The 17,764-nt window shown below is 66.3% G+C and carries 17 protein-coding genes; 8 read left to right on the forward strand and 9 right to left on the reverse strand.

The window, feature by feature from the left end; translation table 11 throughout:
- Both xdhB and xdhC read left to right on the forward strand, forming a co-directional pair.
- Complete coding sequence (gene xdhB, locus ACYCUK_RS13400) at positions 1–2,559, forward strand: xanthine dehydrogenase molybdopterin binding subunit (protein WP_461595221.1); 2,559 nt, start codon at positions 1–3, stop codon at positions 2,557–2,559.
- 16 nt (positions 2,560–2,575) lie between these two features.
- A complete protein-coding gene (gene xdhC, locus ACYCUK_RS13405; RefSeq protein WP_461595222.1) occupies positions 2,576–3,457 on the forward strand; it encodes a xanthine dehydrogenase accessory protein XdhC in 882 nt (293 codons plus the stop codon).
- Here xdhC and ACYCUK_RS13410 read toward each other — a convergent pair.
- A complete protein-coding gene (locus ACYCUK_RS13410) occupies positions 3,454–4,449 on the reverse strand; it encodes a diguanylate cyclase domain-containing protein (RefSeq protein ID WP_461595223.1) in 996 nt (331 codons plus the stop codon). The two genes, xdhC and ACYCUK_RS13410, sit on opposite strands and share 4 nt — an antisense overlap.
- Positions 4,450–4,587: 138 nt before the next feature.
- Positions 4,588–5,439, reverse strand: a complete 852-nt coding sequence (locus tag ACYCUK_RS13415; protein ID WP_461595224.1) for a PA4780 family RIO1-like protein kinase — start codon at positions 5,437–5,439, stop codon at positions 4,588–4,590.
- Between the two features lie 104 nt (positions 5,440–5,543).
- Here ACYCUK_RS13415 and ACYCUK_RS13420 point away from each other — a divergent pair, with 104 nt between their 5' ends.
- On the forward strand, positions 5,544–5,681 hold the full coding sequence (locus tag ACYCUK_RS13420; protein ID WP_461595225.1) for a hypothetical protein: 138 nt from the start codon (positions 5,544–5,546) through the stop codon (positions 5,679–5,681).
- Between the two features lie 34 nt (positions 5,682–5,715).
- Here the strand turns inward: ACYCUK_RS13420 and purT are convergent, their stop codons facing one another.
- On the reverse strand, positions 5,716–6,939 hold the full coding sequence (purT, locus tag ACYCUK_RS13425; protein ID WP_461595226.1) for a formate-dependent phosphoribosylglycinamide formyltransferase: 1,224 nt from the start codon (positions 6,937–6,939) through the stop codon (positions 5,716–5,718).
- 160 nt (positions 6,940–7,099) lie between these two features.
- Here purT and ACYCUK_RS13430 point away from each other — a divergent pair, with 160 nt between their 5' ends.
- The 3 genes from ACYCUK_RS13430 (at position 7,100) to dapA (ending at position 9,201) form a co-directional block, all read left to right on the forward strand.
- Positions 7,100–7,426 (forward strand): ArsR/SmtB family transcription factor, encoded by a 327-nt coding sequence (locus ACYCUK_RS13430; RefSeq protein ID WP_461595227.1) that lies wholly within the window; start codon positions 7,100–7,102, stop codon positions 7,424–7,426.
- Positions 7,416–7,871, forward strand: coding sequence for an SRPBCC family protein (locus tag ACYCUK_RS13435; RefSeq protein ID WP_461595228.1), 456 nt, complete (start codon positions 7,416–7,418; stop codon positions 7,869–7,871). The genes ACYCUK_RS13430 and ACYCUK_RS13435 overlap by 11 nt, the downstream gene beginning before the upstream one ends.
- Before the next feature lie 433 nt (positions 7,872–8,304).
- On the forward strand, positions 8,305–9,201 hold the full coding sequence (gene dapA / locus ACYCUK_RS13440) for a 4-hydroxy-tetrahydrodipicolinate synthase (RefSeq protein ID WP_461595229.1): 897 nt from the start codon (positions 8,305–8,307) through the stop codon (positions 9,199–9,201).
- Here the strand turns inward: dapA and ACYCUK_RS13445 are convergent.
- Positions 9,193–9,624 carry a multidrug/biocide efflux PACE transporter gene (locus ACYCUK_RS13445; RefSeq protein WP_461595230.1) on the reverse strand — a complete coding sequence of 144 codons (432 nt, stop codon included), beginning with the start codon at positions 9,622–9,624 and terminating at the stop codon, positions 9,193–9,195. The two genes, dapA and ACYCUK_RS13445, sit on opposite strands and share 9 nt — an antisense overlap.
- A gap of 103 nt (positions 9,625–9,727) precedes the next feature.
- On the opposite strand from ACYCUK_RS13445, the gene ACYCUK_RS13450 reads away from it, so the two are divergent.
- On the forward strand, positions 9,728–10,585 hold the full coding sequence (locus ACYCUK_RS13450) for a LysR family transcriptional regulator (protein ID WP_461595231.1): 858 nt from the start codon (positions 9,728–9,730) through the stop codon (positions 10,583–10,585).
- Positions 10,586–10,621: 36 nt separating this feature from the next.
- Here the strand turns inward: ACYCUK_RS13450 and ACYCUK_RS13455 are convergent, their stop codons facing one another.
- The 5 genes from ACYCUK_RS13455 to ACYCUK_RS13475 form a co-directional block, all read right to left on the reverse strand.
- Complete coding sequence (locus ACYCUK_RS13455) at positions 10,622–11,929, reverse strand: glycerate kinase type-2 family protein (RefSeq protein WP_461595232.1); 1,308 nt, start codon at positions 11,927–11,929, stop codon at positions 10,622–10,624.
- Between the two features lie 12 nt (positions 11,930–11,941).
- Positions 11,942–12,832 (reverse strand): 2-hydroxy-3-oxopropionate reductase, encoded by an 891-nt coding sequence (gene glxR, locus ACYCUK_RS13460; RefSeq protein WP_461595233.1) that lies wholly within the window; start codon positions 12,830–12,832, stop codon positions 11,942–11,944.
- A gap of 112 nt (positions 12,833–12,944) precedes the next feature.
- The gene (gene hyi / locus ACYCUK_RS13465) at positions 12,945–13,718 is read right to left on the reverse strand and encodes a hydroxypyruvate isomerase (protein ID WP_461595234.1); all 774 of its coding nucleotides are present in this window, start codon (positions 13,716–13,718) and stop codon (positions 12,945–12,947) included.
- A gap of 3 nt (positions 13,719–13,721) precedes the next feature.
- On the reverse strand, positions 13,722–15,476 hold the full coding sequence (gene gcl, locus ACYCUK_RS13470; protein WP_461595235.1) for a glyoxylate carboligase: 1,755 nt from the start codon (positions 15,474–15,476) through the stop codon (positions 13,722–13,724).
- Between the two features lie 356 nt (positions 15,477–15,832).
- Positions 15,833–16,018 carry a 4-oxalocrotonate tautomerase gene (locus ACYCUK_RS13475; protein ID WP_461595236.1) on the reverse strand — a complete coding sequence of 62 codons (186 nt, stop codon included), beginning with the start codon at positions 16,016–16,018 and terminating at the stop codon, positions 15,833–15,835.
- 241 nt (positions 16,019–16,259) lie between these two features.
- Here ACYCUK_RS13475 and hflX point away from each other — a divergent pair, with 241 nt between their 5' ends.
- Positions 16,260–17,618 (forward strand): GTPase HflX, encoded by a 1,359-nt coding sequence (hflX, locus tag ACYCUK_RS13480; RefSeq protein WP_461595237.1) that lies wholly within the window; start codon positions 16,260–16,262, stop codon positions 17,616–17,618.
- Positions 17,619–17,764 lie beyond the last annotated feature (146 nt).

Below are 17,764 nucleotides of genomic sequence, written 5' to 3' on the forward strand. Positions count from 1 at the left end.
ATGAACAAACCCCGCGATCCCCTGCCGACCCCTCCCGCCACCCCGGGCTTTGCCCGCCACGGCACCCCCGCCTGGGCCGAGGCCGAGTGGCCGGCGCTGCGCGAGGGCGCCCGCGTGGGTGTGAGCCCGCCGCACGAATCGGCCCATCTGCATGTGAGCGGCCAGGCCACCTACACCGATGACACGCCCGAACTCGCCGGCACGCTGCATGCGGCGCTGGGGCTTTCGCCGCTGGCGCACGGCAGGTTGCTGGGGGTGGATGTGGACCGCATTCGCGCCCTGCCCGGCGTGGTGGCGGTGTACACGGCGAACGATGTTCCGGGCACGAACGATTGCGGCCCGGTGATTCACGACGACCCCATCCTGGCCGAAGGCAACTTGCGCTATTTCGGCCAGCCGGTGTTCCTGGTGGTGGCTGCATCGCAGGAGCTGGCGCGGCGTGCCGCAGCCCAAGCACGCGAGGTGATTCGCGCCGAGCCCCTGCCCGCCCTGCTGACGGCACGCGAGGCGCACGCGCAAGGCCATTACGTGCTTCCTTCCATGCACTTGCGCCGCGAGGCCCGGCGCGGCGCGCTGCAACAGGCCATGACTGCAGCGCCGCACCGCCTGCGCGGCAGCTTCAGCGTGGGCGGGCAGGAACAGTTCTATCTGGAGGGCCAGGTGGCCTACGCCATGCCCACCGAGAACGCCGGCATGCGCGTGCTGTGCTCCACCCAGCACCCGAGCGAAATGCAGCATGTGGTGGCGCATATGCTGGGCTGGATGCAGCATCAGGTGCAGGTGGAATGCCGCCGCATGGGCGGAGGCTTCGGCGGCAAGGAGTCGCAGTCGGCGCAGTTCGCCTGCTGCGCGGCGCTGGCGGCGCACAAGCTGCAGCGCCCGGTGAAGCTGCGCCTGGACCGCGACGACGACTTTCTCATCACCGGCCGGCGCCACGGCTTCGACTACGACTATGCGATGGCCTTCGACGACGCCGGGCGCATCCTCGCCTACGACGTGACCCTGATCGCCAACGCCGGGCACTCGGCCGACCTCTCGGGCGCCGTCGTCACCCGCGCCATCTGCCATGTGGACAACGCCTACTGGCTGCCCAACGTCGCCATTCACGGCCATGCGGCCAAGACCAACACTCAGAGCAACACCGCGTTTCGCGGCTTCGGCGGGCCGCAGGGCGCGCTGGTCACCGAGTTCGTGCTCGACTCCATCGCCCGCAAGCTGGGGCGCGACCCGCTGGAGGTGCGCCGCGCCAACTTCTACGGCGTCGGCCAGCGCCATGTCACGCCCTACGGCCAGGGCGTGACCGACAACGTCATCGGGCCGCTGGTGGACCAACTTGCCGCAAGCGCGAACTACGCCGCACGCCGCGCCGCAGTGGCCACCTTCAACGCCCGCAGCCCGGTGCTGAAAAAAGGGCTGGCGCTGACGCCGGTGAAATTCGGCATTTCCTTCAACGTGCCGCATCTGAACCAGGCGGGCGCCTTGGTGCATGTCTACGCCGACGGCAGCGTGCTGGTGAACCACGGCGGCACCGAAATGGGCCAGGGCCTGAACACCAAGGTGGCGCAGGTCGTGGCGCAGGAACTGGGGGTGGACTTTGCCGCCGTGCGTTGCAGCGCGACCGACACCCACAAGGTGGCCAATACCTCGGCCACCGCTGCGTCCACCGGGGCCGACCTCAACGGCATGGCGGCGCTGGACGCCGCATCCACGCTGCGTCAGCGTCTCGCCGCGTTCGCCGCCGACCGCTACGGCGGCCGTGCCGAGCAGGTGCGCTTCAGCGGCGGCCAGGTGCATGCGGGCGCCACGACGCTGCCCTTCGCCACGCTGGTGCAACAGGCCTACCTGGCCCGCGTGCAGCTATGGAGCGACGGCTTCTACACCACGCCCGATCTGCACTGGAATGCGCAAACCCTGACCGGCCACCCGTTCTACTACTTCGCCTACGGCGCCGCCGTGAGCGAAGTGCTGGTGGACACGCTCACCGGCGAATGGCGCCTGCTGCGCGCCGACATCCTGCATGACGCCGGCAAGTCGCTGAACCCGGCGATCGACATCGGCCAGATCGAGGGCGCCTTCATCCAGGGCATGGGGTGGTTGACGATGGAAGAACTCGTCTGGCAGCAGGAATGTGCCCCCAAACCTGCCGCTGAGGCGTCAGCCCCCCCGCGGGGGGCAGGAGAACTTGGGGCGGCCCGGCGTTTTCCTGAGACTGGCCTGCTGCTCACCCACGCCCCCAGCACCTACAAGATTCCCACCGCCAACGACTGCCCGCCGCTGCTGCACACCGCGCTGTTCGACAACCCCAACGCCCAGCCCACCATCCACCGCTCCAAGGCCGTGGGTGAGCCGCCGCTGCTGCTGCCGTTCTCGGTGCTGCTGGCGATCCGCGATGCCGTCTCCGCCGTGGGCGACCACCGCATCGACCCGCCGCTGCGCGCTCCGGCCACGCCCGAAGCCATCCTCGACGCCATCGAGGCGGTGCGCGCCGGAGTGTCGGCGACGCAGCCTTTCGAGCCGGTCGCCGGCGCCTCCGTCAGCACCAGCACGGCCGCCGTCTGAAGCCCGGAGCGCCCGCATGACGACGAACCCGCATGTCCCGCCGCTAGCCGTCTGCGTCGAAGTCGCGCAGGTGCGGGGTTCGGCGCCGCGCGAAGTCGGCGCGCGCATGCTGGTGCGGGCGCGCGATGCGCAAGGCAGCATTGGCGGCGGACACCTGGAATGGCTGGCGCTGCAGCGCGCCCGCAAACTTTTGGCGCAGTGGCGGGGCGATCCGGCGCTGGCTGGCGGGCAGCAAGAAACCCACGCCCTCGGCCCCAGCCTGGGCCAGTGCTGCGGCGGCGTGGTGACGCTGCGCTACCTGCCCTGGCGTGCTCCAGAGCTGCCTCGGCCGGAACCGCTGTTCCACCTGCAATTGCATGGCGCCGGGCATGTCGGCCGGGCGCTCATCAAGCTGCTCGCCACCCTGCCCTGCGCGGTGCAATGGGTGGACATGCGCGACGCCGCATTTCCTGCGCCCGGCCCCGCCGAGCACGACGGCCCGGCGCGCATCACCCGCCTCGCCGTGGACAGCCCGGAAGCCGAAGTGGCGCAAACCCCGCCCGGCGCCTTCTACCTGGTGATGACCCACAGCCACGCGCTGGACCAGCAGATCTGCGAAGCCGTGCTGCGGCGCGGCGATGCCGGCTGGCTCGGGCTGATCGGCTCCAAAAGCAAGCGCGAGCGCTTCGCGCACCGCCTGCAGGCACGCGGCCTGCCGGAGGCATCCATCGCCCGCCTGGTCTGCCCCATCGGCATTGGCGGCATCAGCGGCAAGCAACCCGAAATCATCGCCCTGGCCGCGGCGGCGCAGTTGCTGCAGCTCGCGGCCAGCCTGCCTTCCCCAACAAGCCCCCGGGTCCCGCTGCCGGCGCACCCCGCGGTCCGGGCCAATGAGGGGAGCACTTCTGCAAAGCTCTAGGCCGGCGGGGTGTACACCGCCCAGAACTGCTCGCGCTGGCTCTTGTTGTCCTTCATCGCCTGCATGGTCTGCGTGGCGTGGCGAAGCAGGCCCGCAGGATCCTGGTTGTCGTCGGGGTACAGCGTGATGCCCATGCTCAAGGGGCATTGCCACAGCAGGGTGTCGGACAGGGTGTAGGGCACGTCGAGGTCGAGCTGCAGGCGCTCGAGCAATGGGGCGATGTTGGCGATGCGCTGGATGTCCTCCAGCACGAGGGCGAAGGTGTCAGCCTCGAGCCGCACCACCAGATCGGTCTTGCGCAGGGCGCGGCGCAAGCGGCTGGCCAGCTGTTCGAGCACCAGATCGCCCAGCGCCGTGCCGTGCACCTGGTTCAGGGTGCGGAAATCATCCAGGTCGAGCACCGCGACGACGACTTTGGTGCCGTGGCGCCGGGCACGCGCCAGGGCGTTGGGCAGCAACTCGTCCAGCGCGGCGCGGTTGAGCAGCCCGGTGAGCGGGTCGCGCAGGGGGCGCTGCTCCAGCTGGCGGCGCACGCTTTCCCCGGCCTGGCGATAGCCCTCCATCTGCCAGGCCTCGTCGCGACGCAGCCGCTTGTACAGGGCGGCCATCAGCGGACGGCGTTGCTGCAGCGCCAGATCGGCAGCGTAGGCCTCGAAATCAGCGGCGAAGAGCGCTGAAGCCGACATGATCCAGATGGGCTGCAGCCCCCACTGGTAATACAGGCTGCCCACCTCAACCATGCGGTGCTGCAACTCCAGGGTGTATTGCGCCTCCAGCAGCTCACGGTAATGCCGCGCCTGCATGGAGACGAGCTGGCGGCATTGCTCATCGCTGAGGGAGCTCAGCATGGCATCGCGGGTCGATGGGGTCTGGATGGATGACTGAAACGAGTTGGCGAATGCTTCGGCACGCAAGGCGAGTTCCGGCGCGCAATCCGCCAAGGCCTGGGCTTCGGACTCCGAAAGCTGCAAAAACTCCATCAGCATCTGCATGCGGTGATCTCCTTGAAATGGGCGCCACACCCCGTAGCGGCTCCAACCGGGCATTGTCGGTGCTGCCGGGATGTGCGCAACACCTCGTGTCTGCCCCCAGCCACATCCTCGGGCCAGGGCATGACGCCCCGGCCGCGCTCAGCCACCGGCCGTTTGCAGCCGCAGCCGGCGGGCGGATTCCTCGGCGCGGGCATCGTCGATTTCACGCAGCACCCCGGTCATATCCACGACCCCATCGACACGCTCGAAGCGCCCCGTGAGCGCGGCATCGCCGTGCAGCGCGCCGCGCTCGTACAGGTCCCAGATTTCGTGGCCGTAGTCGGTATGCAGCAGCTCCGGCGCGAAGCGGCCGAAGAAATTGCGCAGGTTCTCCACGTCGCGCAGCAGCATGCGCTTGGCGTGGTTGTTGCCGGCTGCATCCACCGCCTGCGGCAGGTCGATGATGATCGGGCCGTCGGCGCTCAGCAGAATGTTGAACTCGGACAAGTCACCATGCACCACGCCCGCGCCCAGCATGCGCACCACCTCGGCCAGAAGTGTTGCGTGATGCGTGCGCGCCTCTTCGCGCGTGAACTGCACGTCGTTGAGCCGCGGTGCGGCATCACCTTGCGCGTCGACCACCAGGTCCATCAGCAGCACGCCGTCGTGGAAGTTGTAGGGCTTGGGCACGCGCACGCCAGCAGCCGCCAGACGGTAGAGCGCGTCCACCTCGGCACTCTGCCAGGCAGCTTCCTGCGCCTGGCGACCAAAACGGGTGCCCTTGGCCATGGCGCGTGCCTGGCGCGTATTCTTCACTTTGCGGTTTTCGGTGTAGTCCACCGCCTGGCGGAAGCTGCGCTGCGTGGCCTCTTTGTAGACCTTGGCGCAGCGCGTTTCATCGCCACAGCGCACCACGTAAACCGTGGCTTCCTTGCCGCTCATCAACTGCCGCACCACGGTGTCGATCAGGCCTTCTTCAATGAGTGCTTGCAGTCTTGCGGGTGGTTTCATCGACGCTATTTTGCGCCCTTGCCATCCGAGGCATCGCCGCACACTGCGGCCCCTTACACTTTCCGCATGCGCCCGCACGCTGCGGGCCGGCAACGGAGAAGATCATGGCCAAAGGTCAGCAACGCAGCAACAAGGAAGCGAAAAAACCCAAGCAGGACAAATCGCCATCCAAGCCGATTTCGCCCCAGGCGGTGAAACCTGCCGTGACCACCGTGGTGGCCGATCGGCACAAGAAGAAATGATGCACGCCGGGTTTGTGCGGCGTGCAGCGCGCACTCACGCTGCCGCGGCCCCCGGGACCGGCCGCACGAGGCTGGCGGACTGTTTGGCGCGGCTGCGCGCTTCGTGAATGTCGGCCCCGTTGGCCACCGCCACGCCCATGCGGCGGCGCGTGTAGCTCTCGGGCTTGCCGAACAGGCGCAGGTCGGCGCGCGGCACGGCCAGTGCCTGGGCCACGCCCTCGAAGGCGATGGCTTTGGCGTCCACGCCGCCATAGATGACAGCCGAGGCTCCCGGCTCGCGCAGCGTGGTGTCCACCGGCAGGCCGAGGATGGCGCGGGCGTGCAGTTCGAATTCGGACTGGCGCTGGGTGCACAGCGTCACCAGCCCGGTGTCGTGTGGGCGCGGGCTCACCTCCGAGAACCACACCGCGTCGCCGCGCACGAACAGCTCCACGCCGAACATGCCGCGTCCGCCCAGTGCCGTGGTGACACGCTCGGCGATGGTGCGCGAACGCTCCAGCGCCAGCGGCGACATGGGCTGCGGCTGCCAGGATTCAACATAGTCGCCGTTCACCTGCAGATGGCCGATGGGCTCGCAGAACGCGGTGACCACCTGGCGCGTGGCCGGGTTCACGGCGCGCACCGTGAGCAGGGTGATTTCGTAGTCGAACTGGATGAAACCCTCGACGATGACGCGCGCCTGCTGCACCCGGCTGCCGCTCATGGCATGGCTCCACGCCGTTTGTACGTCCGCCGGCCCGCGCAGCACCGATTGCCCCTTGCCGGATGACGACATCACCGGCTTGACCACGCAGGGGTAGCCGATGCCGCCGTCAATGGCGGCCTGCAGTTGCTCCAGCGAGTCGGCAAAGGCGTAGGGCGAGGTCGCCAGCCCCAGTTCCTCGGCTGCCAGGCGGCGTATGCCTTCGCGGTTCATCGTGAGTTGTGCCGCGCGCGCCGTGGGAATCACCTCGGCCAGCCCTTCGGCCTCGATCTCCACCAGCGCCGCCGTGGCGATGGCCTCGATTTCCGGCACGATGAGATGCGGCCGCTCCGCTTCCACCAGCGCGCGCAGCGCCGCCGGGTCGGTCATGTCGATGACATGCGCCCGATGCGCCACCTGCTGCCCCGGGGCGTTTGCATAGCGGTCCACCGCGATCACCTCCGCCCCCAGGCGCTGCAGGGCGATGATCACCTCCTTGCCCAGTTCACCCGCGCCGAGCAGCATGACGCGAAGGGCCGAGGGGGACAGCGGGGTGCCAAGGCGGTGGGTGGGCATGAATGACTCCGGGGACGTGGGGCTGCGAGGCGGAAGAGCATATCTGAGGCAAGTGTGGCCACCCGTCGCGTTCGCACTGAAGAGCCGCAACCCAAAGCCAGGCTCGCTCCCGGCGTAGCCGCTGTTGACATGCAACCATTTGGTTGCGTATGATGTTTCCATGGATACAGACGCTGTTTTCCGCGCCCTGGCAGACGCAAGCAGGCGACGGCTACTGGACAGCCTGCATCGCAAAAATGGTCAGAATTTGGGTGAACTTTGCCAAGGCCTTGCCATGAGTCGCCAAGCTGTCGCGAAACATCTCTCCATTCTCGAGCAGGCCAATCTGGTTTCCATCCAATGGCAAGGCCGAGAAAAACTGCACTTCATCAACCCCGTGCCCATCCACGACATTGCCGAGCGTTGGATAGGCAAGTTCGAGCGCACGCGCTTGGCAGCCCTCTCGGCACTCAAAACCACCCTTGAAGGAGAAGATCATGCCGAATGAACGCAAAGCCCAAGGAGCTTTCGTGTACGTCACCTACATCCGCACGACCCCCGAGCGCTTGTGGACGGCGCTGACGAGCCCGGAATTCACGAAACAATACTGGTTTGGCATGCACCATGAAACGGATTGGAAGCAAGGCTCGGATTGGCGACTCATGTTTCCCGATGGCCGGGTTGCCGACGCGGGTCGGATCCTGGAGATCGACGCCCCCAGACGCCTCGTGCTCAAGTGGCGCAACGCGTTCAAGCCAGAGCTGCACGCCGAGGGCGATTCGCAATGCACGATCGAACTCGAGCCCATCGCCTCGGTCGTCAAACTGACCATCACGCACACGATCGATCGTGAAGAGTCGCAATTCATCAAGGCCGTCTCAGGCGGCTGGCCCCGCCTGCTGTCCAATCTCAAATCGCTGCTGGAAACCGGGGACATCGTCCTCGCTGCGTGAGGCAACCAAGCAAGTCCAACGCTCACTCGCGCCACCTGCTGCCCCGGGGCGTTGGCATAGCGGCCACCAGCGATCACCGCCTTGCCCGGTTCACCGGCCCTGAGCAGCATGACGCGCAGGGCCAAAGGTAGGGCGTCGGCGGGAGAAGCATGAGAAGGAAGCCGGAAACCAGACGCCAAGACACGGCTCGCCGCATGCGATTGGGCCGATATACTGGCTCCATGCCTGCCTACCATTCAGCAGTCCTGTTTGCGCCAATCGTCACGCACTGTGACGCCGCCGCAGCGCGCGCCGCAAGCCTCAAATCCAAAAAACAGCCGCTCATCTGACCGGAGCGCTGTTCCGTCAGAACGACGGGACGGCGACAAGGCAGCACCCACGCCTCCTTCCCGAGAACTGATCGGTTCCAAACGGTCTGTACTTGGAGAACTGCATGTCTGCTTTCACCGGGATCTGGGTGCCGCTCGTCACCCCATTCACCACGGACGGTACTGCGGTGGACCACGCCGCGCTGCACCGCTTGGTGCAACACTTGAGTGCTGCTGGCGTGTCAGGTCTCGCGGCCCTGGGCACCACGGGTGAGCCCTCGGCGCTGGACGAGGCCGAGAAGGACGCCGTGCTCGACACCGTGCTGGCCGCCGCAGGCAAGACCCCGGTCGCCGCCGGGCTTGCCGGAAACAACGCGGCTCATCTGCGCGCCAGCGTGCGCCGCATGAATGCCCGGCGGCTGGCTGGTCTGCTCGTCCCCGCACCCTATTACGTTCGCCCCGGGCAGGATGGGATACGCCGGCATTTCCTCGATCTTGCGGACCTCAGTGACCACCCTTTGATCGTCTACGACATCCCCTACCGCACGGGCGTGCAGATCGACACCGAGACCATGCTGGCCTTGGCCGCGCACCCCCGCATCCGGGCCGTGAAGGATTGCGGCGGGTCGCCCGACAAAACCCTGGCGCTCATCCTCGACGGTCGGATGCAGATCCTCGCCGGGGAGGATCTGCAAATCTTCTCCACGCTGTGCCTGGGCGGCAGCGGCGCCATCGCTGCCAGCGCGCACCTGCACACTGCGCGCTTCGTCGCCTTGCACCAAGCTGTCAGCGCAGGCCGGTTGGCTGAAGCGCGCGAACATTTTCATGGCTTGGCACCCTTCATACGCGCCCTGTTTTCCGAACCGAATCCCGGTCCGGTGAAGGCGGCGCTGGCGGCACAAGGCCTGATGCATGACACCGTGCGAGCACCGATGAGCTGCACCAGCAAAGACTTTCGCACTCACTGGGCCCGACTATTGCAGGATGCAGCAGCACAAATCGCCGTCTCAACCTCAGCCTGAGCGCGCTTTTTCGCGCAGGGCGTCGTAGGCCCAGTGGTAGGCATAGGTGTAGGGCAAGAAGAACAGGAGCAGGCCGAGGTCGAGCAAGACGGCAGCAACGAAACCGATGCCCAGCCACCAGGCTACCAGGGGAACTGTGATCAGCAACAAACCACCCTCGAACAGCACTGCATGCACGGCGCGCCAAATCGCGCCAATACCCATGCCCTTGAGCAACGCATGACGCCGTCGAAACCGATCAAACATGGCATTGAAGATCATGTTCCAAAGCACGGCGATGACGCTGTTCGCCACGGCGAGTGCGCCCATTCGCATCCATGACGTACCCATGATCCAGGAGAACAAGGGCGTGCAGAGCAAGATGGCAAGGAGTTCAAACCCCAGCGCTTGCAACAGACGTTCTTGAAGGGACTTGTTTTGCATAAAAACTTGGTGGCAAAGGCGTTTGGTCAAGCTTGATACTTGCCATCATCACCGGAATCATCAATACTTTCTAACCAATAAACATCGACCAAATCGATAGTCCATGAATCCCAGCCCTGACGCACTGCTTGCCTTTGCCGAGTCTGCCAGCCTGGGTTCGTTTTCCGCCGCGGCCCGCAAGCTGGGCAAAAGCCAATCGACGATCAGCACGGCCATCGCGAATCTGGAGATCGATCTTGGCCTGGAACTGTTCGACCGCAGCAGCCGCAAACCGACGCTGACCGAACAAGGCGAGGTCGTCCTGCGCAGAGCTGAAGAGATATTGGCTGCATACAGCCAGTTGAGTCATGCGGCCAGCACATTGGCCAAGGGGCAGGAAGCGCGCTTGAGCGTTGCGCTGTCCGACACCTATCAGTCGGATCGCTTCGAAGACACGTTGAACGCGTTCCAGCAGCACTATCCCGACATCGAACTGGAATGTCTGATTGCCGAATGCGCCGACCTCATCGCACTGGTCCAGAGCGGGCGGGCACAGATCGGTTTTGTCGAACAGCAACACAGCTATCCGACCGACATCGGCTTTGGCACGGTTGCTGAGAGAGCAGAAATTGCACTGTTCGTCGCCAAGTCCCATCCACTCGCCGTCGAAACGCGCATTCAAGCTGGCAAGCTTCGGCAATACCGCGAACTGCGCCTCGCCACGGTGCTCAATCCACAAGAGACGCAAACGCGTGGCCGCTCATGGGCCGCGCCCAGCTACTTGATGTTGATGGAAATGGCCCAGCGCGGCTTCGGTTGGGCGCCTATCCCGCGCTGGCTGGTCGATCGCTTCGCGGGCGGCTCGCTGCACGAGCTGAAAGTGCATGGCTGGCCAAGGCAGATTGCCGTCGATGCGGTATGGTCGAGACGGCATCGACTGGGGCCTGCCGGGACTTGGTTGCTGAAAGAGATGCTGGCCTGAGCCTGTCGTCATGCAGTCAGCCAACAAGCGATCCTGTCAAACCACCAACACTGCCCGGAAGTCATTGACGTTGGTGTAGGTCGGGCCGGTGACCAGCAGGCCGCCGGTGGCGGCGAACAGGGAGTAGGCGTCGTGGCCGTCGAGCATGGCGCGAGGTTTCAAGCCAGCGGCGGCGGCGCGTAACACGGTGTCGGGGGTGATCCAGGCACCGGCGTTGTCTTCGCTGCCGTCGATGCCGTCGGTGTCGCCCGCCAGCGCCCACACGCCCGGCTCGCCTTGCAGCGCGATGGCCAGCGCCAGCAGGAATTCGGTGCCGCGCCCGCCCTTGCCTGCGGTGCGGCCTTTCGCCACGGTGACGGTGGTTTCGCCGCCGGAGAGAATGACGCAGGGCTTGCTGAAGGGCTGGCCGTGGCGCGCCACCTGGCGGACGATGGCCGCATGCGCCAGCGCGATGTCGCGCGATTCGCCTTCCATGTCGTCGGCCAGGATGTGCGCGGCAATGCCCGCTTGCGCGCAGGCGTCGGCCACGGCTCGCAGCATGTGCTGCGGCGTGGCGATGAGTTCGACGCGGTTGTGGGTGAAGGCGATGTCGCCGGGCTTGGGGGTTTCGAGCGCGCCGCTTTCCAGCCCGGCGCGTGCCGCAGCGGGAACGCCGATGCCGTAACGCTCGATGATGGCCAGTGCATCCAGGCAGGTGGTCGGGTCGGGCACGGTGGGGCCGCTGGCGATGGTCGCGGGGTCATCGCCCGGCACGTCGGAAATCAGCAGCGTGAGCACCTGCGCTGGGGCGCAAGCGGCCGCCAAACGCCCGCCCTTGATGGCCGAGAGGTGCTTGCGCACGCAGTTCATTTCGCCAATGGTGGCGCCACTCATCAGCAGCTCGCGGTTGATGCGCTGCTTGTCGGCAAGCGTGAGCCCGGCAGCGGGCATGGGCAGCAGCGCCGAGCCGCCGCCGGAGATCAGGCAGATGACCAGATCGTCTGCGGTGAGGCCCCGCGTCAATTCCAGCATGCGGCGCGCGGCTTGCTCGCCCGCGGCGTCGGGCACCGGGTGGGCCGCCTCGACCACCTCGATGCGCCCCGGCTTGGCGCGCAAGCCCGGGGGCACATAGCCGTAGCGCGTGGCCACCAGGCCGGAGATGGGTGTGTCCTTGGGCCACAGCGCGTCCAGCGCCTCGGCCATCGCCCCACTCGCCTTGCCCGCGCCCAGGACCAGGGTGCGGCCCTTGGGCGGCGGCGGCAGGAAAGCGGCCATCACCTCGCGCGGCTGGGCGCGCGCCACGGCCACGTCGAACAAGGCGCGCAGGAAGCCGACCGGATCGGCGGCGGGGCTGGGGAGGTTCATCGCAAGAATCGCTCAGGCATCCGGCGCGATGGTGTGGTTGCTCATGATTTCCACGGCGCGGCACAGCGCGGAATGGTCGAGCGCTTCCATGCCGTTGGCGGCGCAGGCGGAGAACAGTTGTTGCGCGGTCGCGGTGTTGGGCAGCGACAGCCCAAGCTGCTTGGCCCCGGACAGCGCGAGGTTCAAATCCTTCTGGTGCAGATTGATGCGAAAGCCCGGCTGGAAGGTGCGCTTGACCATGCGCTCGCCGTGCACCTCCAGAATGCGCGAGGCCGCGAAGCCACCCATGAGCGCCTGGCGCACGCGGGCCGGATCGGCCCCCGCCTTGCTGGCGAACAGCAGCGCTTCGGCCACGGCCTGGATGTTGAGCGCGACGATGATCTGATTCGCCACCTTGCAGGTCTGGCCGTCGCCGTTGCCGCCCACCAGGGTGATGTTCTTGCCCATGAGCTTGAACAGCGGTTCGACGGCGTCGAACGTGGCCTGCTTGCCGCCGACCATGATGGTGAGACTGGCCGCCTTGGCGCCGACTTCGCCGCCCGACACGGGTGCGTCGAGATACTCGCAACCCAGCGCGTTGATCTGCCTGGCGAACTCTTTCGTCTCCATCGGCGCGATGGAACTCATGTCCACCACGATCTTGCCGGCGCTCAGGCCCTTGGCGACGCCGTCATCGGCGAACAGCACCTTCTGCACATCGGGCGTGTCGGGCACCATGATGAAGACGATGTCGGCCTGCTGCGCCACTTCGGTGTTGTTGGCGCAGGGCTTGGCACCCGCGTCCAGCAAAGCTTGCGGCACTTTGCCATGGGTGTTGACAACAAGCGTGTGGCCCGCGGCGAGCAGATGCCCCGCCATGGGCGCGCCCATGATGCCGAGGCCGATGAATCCGAGTTTTGCCATGTCGATCTCCGTTGTGTGGGGTTCGGTGTTTCCCCCTCCCAGCCTCCCCACGGGGTGGGGGAGGTGTTGGCTCCCTCCCCACTCGTGGGGAGGGCTGGGGTGGGGCGTTTTTTTACAGTGTGCTGATCCAGCCCAGCCCCGCCGTGGTGGTGGTCTTGGGCTTGTATTCGCAGCCGATCCAGCCGGTGTAGCCGATGCGGTCGAGATGCTGGAACAGGAAACGGTAGTTGATCTCGCCGGTGCCGGGCTCATTGCGGCCCGGGTTGTCGGCCAGTTGGATGTGGGCGATGCGCGGCAGCTGCTTTTCCATCGTCGCCGCCAGCTCGCCTTCCATGCGCTGCATGTGATAGATGTCGTACTGTAAATACAGATTGGGGCTGCCGGCTTCGTCCATGATGGCCAGCGCCTGCGCCGAGCGGCTCAGGAAAAAGCCGGGGATGTCGTAGGTGTTGATCGGCTCGATCAGGAGCTTGATGCCATGCGCGGCAAGCTCCCGCGCCGCATATTGCAGATTGCTCACGAACGTGTCGTGCAAGCGCTGCGGCGCCGCGCCGGCGGGGGCCTTGCCTGCCAGGCAGTTGAGTTGCATCACGCCCAGCGCTTTCGCATAGTCGATCGCACGGCCCACGCCTTCGCGGAACTCGCTCACGCGCTCGGGCAGGCAGGCGATGCCGCGCTCGCCGGCATCCCAGTCGCCGGCCGGCAGGTTGTGCAGCACGATCTGCACCCCGGCCTGCAGGGCCTTGTCGCGGACTTGCTCGGCGGTGTGGGCATAGGGAAACAGAAACTCCACCGCCTTGAAACCGCCCTGCGCCGCGGCTTTGAGACGGTCGAGAAACGGCTGCTCGGTGTAGAGCATGCTGAGGTTGGCAGCGAACTTGGGCATGTCTCAGGCCTCCACGGGGTTGAGGTCGAGAATAGGCTCGAACTCGGTGACGTTGTCGATCTCGGTGCCCATCGAAATATTGGTGACGCGCTCGAGGATGATCTCGACCACCACCGGCACGGCGAACTCGGCCATCCAGGCCCGCGCCTGGGCGATGGCCTCCTGGATCTTCGACGGATCGCGCACGCGGATGGCCTTGCAGCCCAGGCCCTCGGCCACTTTCACATGGTCCACGCCGTAGCCATCGAGCTCGGGCGCGTTGATGTTCTCGAACGACAGCTGCACGCAGTAGTCCATGTCGAAATTGCGCTGGCTCTGGCGGATGAGGCCGAGATAGGCATTGTTGACCACGATGTGGATGTAGGGCAGCTTGAACTGCGCGCCCACCGCCAGTTCCTCGATCAGGAACTGGAAATCGTAGTCCCCGGAGAGCGCGACGATTTCGCTTTTCGGGTCGGCAGCGCGCACGCCCAGGGCCGCTGGCAGCGTCCAGCCCAAGGGACCTGCCTGGCCCGCGTTGATCCAGTTGCGCGGCTTGCCGACCTTGAGGAACTGGGCCGCGGCGATCTGCGACAGGCCGATGGTGGTCACATAACGCACGTTGTCGCCGAAGGCCTCCACCATCTCCTGATACACCCGCTGCGGCTTGATCGGGATGTCGTCGAAATCGCTCTTGCGCAACAGCGTCTGCTTGCGCTGCAGGCAGTCGGCGGCCCAGGCAGCGCGGTCCTTCAGCCGACCCGCGGCCTTGCGCTCGCGCGCCACCTGCACGAACAGCTCCAGCGCCGCATGCGCGTCGGAGGCGATGCCGAGGTCGGGCATGAACACGCGCCCGATCTGCGTCGGCTCGATGTCCACGTGCACGAACTTGCGCCCCTTGGTGTAGACATCGACCGAGCCGGTGTGGCGGTTGGCCCAGCGGTTGCCGATGCCGAGCACGAAGTCCGACGCCAGCATGGTGGCGTTGCCGTAGCGGTGGCTGGTCTGCAGCCCCACCATGCCGGCCATCAGCGGGTGGTCGTCGGCAATCGCGCCCCAGGCCATGAGGGTGGGCACCACCGGCACGCCGGTGAGTTCGGCGAACTCCACCAGCAGGTCGGCGGCGTCGGCGTTGATGACGCCACCACCGGCGACGATCAGCGGGCGCTCGGCGGCCTCCAGCATGTCGAGCGCGCGCTCGATCTGCGCCCGCGTGGCACGGGGCTTGTGCACCGGCAGGGGCTCGTACAGGTCAGGGTCGAACTCGATTTGCGCCACTTGCACGTCGAACGGCAGGTCGATCAGCACCGGGCCGGGGCGGCCCGAGCGCATCAGGTGGAAAGCCTGCTGGAACACGCCCGGAACCTGCGCCGGCTCGCGCACCGTGACCGACATCTTGGTCACCGGCTTGGCGATGGACTCGATGTCCACCGCCTGGAAGTCTTCCTTGTACAGCCGCGCGCGCGGTGCCTGGCCGGTCACGCACAAAATGGGAATGGAGTCGGCACTGGCCGAATACAGGCCGGTGATCATGTCGGTACCCGCCGGCCCCGAGGTGCCGATGCACAGGCCGATATTGCCGGGAGCGGCGCGGGTGTAGCCCTCGGCCATGTGCGAGGCGGCCTCCACATGCCGCGCCAGCACATGGGCGATGGAGCCGCGCTTGCGCAGCGCGCTGTAGAACGGGTTGATGGCGGCGCCGGGCACGCCGAAGGCTTGGTGAATCCCCTCTTTTTCGAGGATGCAGACGGCGGCTTCCACAGCGGACATTTTGGGCATGAATCGTCTCCTGAATCTGCACTCCGCACGACGGCGCGGAAGACGCGGGGCCGAAGTGGCTCGCGGAATTTAATGAGACTTTAGGCAAAAATGCCGTGCAGAAAAAGAGGACGGAAGGCGAAAGATTGCAAACCTGCGCAGGGGTAATGCGGCACAGGTTTACGGTTCCACGGCATCTCAAGGTCAGGCTCGATGGCCTGGGCGCAGGCTTCGTCGGTATTGCCCGATGGCGCACCGCTCACGCCGATGTGCCTTGGATGACGCCTTGGATTGCGCCTTGCAGAGCACGGCTGTTGGAAGTTTGCGCTCGTGTGCGCACCATCCGTGGCGGCAGCCTCACGCGCCCGCGGGCTGGTTCAACGCTCGCTCCAGAGCTTGCCGCCCGTGGCCCAGTGCGCTTTGGGCACTTCGTTCAGGATGATGTCCACCGCCTCGGGCGAACACTTCAGCGTGTCCACCACGGCTTGGGTGACGTTCTCGACGAGCTGCTTTTTCACCTCGGGGCCGCGGCCCTCGAACAGGTCGATGCGGATGGCGGGCATGGTTGAATCTCCTTTGGGTTGTCGTGGGCGCCCCCGAGGGGGATGAAACACCGTGCATTCTGGCTGAAGACCGAATGGCTCGCATTCGAAGCTGGCTCGGAGCTGACCCGGGCTCGTCTCCAGGGCCTTCGGATCGCTGCGCCAACGATGGCCACTACGATTCGACCTCCCCTTCGAGCCCCCCGGGGGGCAAGAAAACTCGGGGGCGGCCCTTCGTTTCCTTGAGAGAAGTCAGCGCAGCATGCAACCAGAAAACCAAGACAAACCCCTTGACGCCGTTGTTGCCGCGGTTCAGTTGCCCAATGTCAGCGATTCCGAATTCGAATCCTCGCTGACCGAACTGCGCGATCTGGCCAAGACCCTGGGGTACAAGGTCGTCCACACGTTCGTGCAAAAGCGCGCCAGCTTCGACACCACCGCCTATCTCGGGGCGGGCAAGCGCGATGAGATTCGCGACTACGTCGACAGCCATGCCGGCCTCACGCGGGGCGACGGCCCAGGCCACGCCACCGACCCGGAATCCGACGGCATCGAGGTGCTGTTGATCGATCACGAAATCTCCCCTTCCCAGGCGCGCAATCTGGAAAAAGCCGTGGGTTGCGATGTGATGGACCGCACCATGGTCATCCTCGAAATCTTTCATCGCAACGCCCGCTCCCGCGCCGCCCGCGCGCAGGTGGAAATCGCCCGCCTCGGCTATATGGCGCCACGCCTGCGCGAGGCGGCCAAGCTGGCCGGGCCGCAGGGCCGGCAGCGCAGCGGCACCGGCGGGCGCGGCGCCGGCGAGTCCCATACCGAACTCGACCGGCGCAAGATTCGCGATCGCATCGCCGAGCTGCAACTCGACATCGACGCCATGATTGTGGAGCGCCAGACCCAGCGGGCGCGCCGTCAGCAGGGCCACGGCCTCGCCAGCGTGGCCCTGGTGGGCTACACCAACGCCGGCAAATCCACCTTGATGCGGGCGCTGACCGGCAGCGAAGTGCTCGTCGCCAACAAGCTGTTCGCCACCCTCGACACCACCGTGCGCGCCCTCCACCCCGAGAGCGTGCCGCGGGTGCTGGTCAGCGACACCGTGGGGTTCATCAAGAACCTGCCGCACGGCCTGGTGACGTCGTTCAAGTCCACGCTGGACGAGGCCTTGGACGCGTCCTTGCTGCTGCATGTGATCGATGCCAGCGACCCCGGGTTCGAGCGCCAACTCCAGGTCACCGACGAGGTTCTGGCCGAAATCGGCGCCCACGACGTGCCGCGCATTCGGGTGTTCAACAAGATCGACCACGTCGGCGATGCCCAGGCACAGCTCCAATGCGAAGCCGAACTGCGCGCCAAGTACCCCGCCTGCGTCGTCATGAGCGCGCGCCGCGCCGACGACGTGGCCCGGCTGCACCACAGCATCGTGGCGTTTTTTCAGAAGGATCTGGTCGAAGCCGAGCTGCACCTGCCCTGGTCGGCGCAGCAACTGCGCCGCGACATCTACGCGCAGTGCGAAGTCCTGGGCGAACACGCCGACGAAACCGGCGCCATCTTCAAGGTGCGCGGCGAGCCATCCACCATCCAGAGCCTGCGCGAGCGCTTCGCGCCGGGGCGGCTGGTGTAGCCGAACGCGACAAACGCCCCTAAGGCGACGCTGAACAAGTTCCCGTGATGCAGCGCGCCTTGCATCGGGATGGGATGCAAGGCGCAAACCACAGCCATAGCCCAAGCTATGGCGCGGATTTGCAACGCCGCAGACCGCCCGAGGCG

It is taken from the genome of Thiomonas sp., from assembly GCF_054608695.1.

Excerpts from the sequence above, each read along its gene's own strand:
- ACYCUK_RS13445 (WP_461595230.1), bottom strand. The coding sequence starts at position 9,624 with ATGCAAAACAAGTCCCTTCAAGAACGTCTGTTGCAAGCGCTGGGGTTT.
- ACYCUK_RS13420 (WP_461595225.1), top strand. The coding sequence starts at position 5,544 with ATGGCCAAAGGTCAGCAACGCAGCAACAAGGAAGCGAAAAAACCCAAG.
- dapA (WP_461595229.1), top strand. The coding sequence starts at position 8,305 with ATGTCTGCTTTCACCGGGATCTGGGTGCCGCTCGTCACCCCATTCACC.
- ACYCUK_RS13430 (WP_461595227.1), top strand. The coding sequence starts at position 7,100 with ATGGATACAGACGCTGTTTTCCGCGCCCTGGCAGACGCAAGCAGGCGA.
- hyi (WP_461595234.1), bottom strand. The coding sequence starts at position 13,718 with ATGCCCAAGTTCGCTGCCAACCTCAGCATGCTCTACACCGAGCAGCCG.
- ACYCUK_RS13450 (WP_461595231.1), top strand. The coding sequence starts at position 9,728 with ATGAATCCCAGCCCTGACGCACTGCTTGCCTTTGCCGAGTCTGCCAGC.
- glxR (WP_461595233.1), bottom strand. The coding sequence starts at position 12,832 with ATGGCAAAACTCGGATTCATCGGCCTCGGCATCATGGGCGCGCCCATG.
- ACYCUK_RS13415 (WP_461595224.1), bottom strand. The coding sequence starts at position 5,439 with ATGAAACCACCCGCAAGACTGCAAGCACTCATTGAAGAAGGCCTGATC.
- xdhB (WP_461595221.1), top strand. The coding sequence starts at position 1 with ATGAACAAACCCCGCGATCCCCTGCCGACCCCTCCCGCCACCCCGGGC.
- purT (WP_461595226.1), bottom strand. The coding sequence starts at position 6,939 with ATGCCCACCCACCGCCTTGGCACCCCGCTGTCCCCCTCGGCCCTTCGC.
- ACYCUK_RS13475 (WP_461595236.1), bottom strand. The coding sequence starts at position 16,018 with ATGCCCGCCATCCGCATCGACCTGTTCGAGGGCCGCGGCCCCGAGGTG.
- ACYCUK_RS13455 (WP_461595232.1), bottom strand. The coding sequence starts at position 11,929 with ATGAACCTCCCCAGCCCCGCCGCCGATCCGGTCGGCTTCCTGCGCGCC.
- gcl (WP_461595235.1), bottom strand. The coding sequence starts at position 15,476 with ATGCCCAAAATGTCCGCTGTGGAAGCCGCCGTCTGCATCCTCGAAAAA.
- xdhC (WP_461595222.1), top strand. The coding sequence starts at position 2,576 with ATGACGACGAACCCGCATGTCCCGCCGCTAGCCGTCTGCGTCGAAGTC.
- ACYCUK_RS13435 (WP_461595228.1), top strand. The coding sequence starts at position 7,416 with ATGCCGAATGAACGCAAAGCCCAAGGAGCTTTCGTGTACGTCACCTAC.
- ACYCUK_RS13410 (WP_461595223.1), bottom strand. The coding sequence starts at position 4,449 with ATGCAGATGCTGATGGAGTTTTTGCAGCTTTCGGAGTCCGAAGCCCAG.
- hflX (WP_461595237.1), top strand. The coding sequence starts at position 16,260 with ATGCAACCAGAAAACCAAGACAAACCCCTTGACGCCGTTGTTGCCGCG.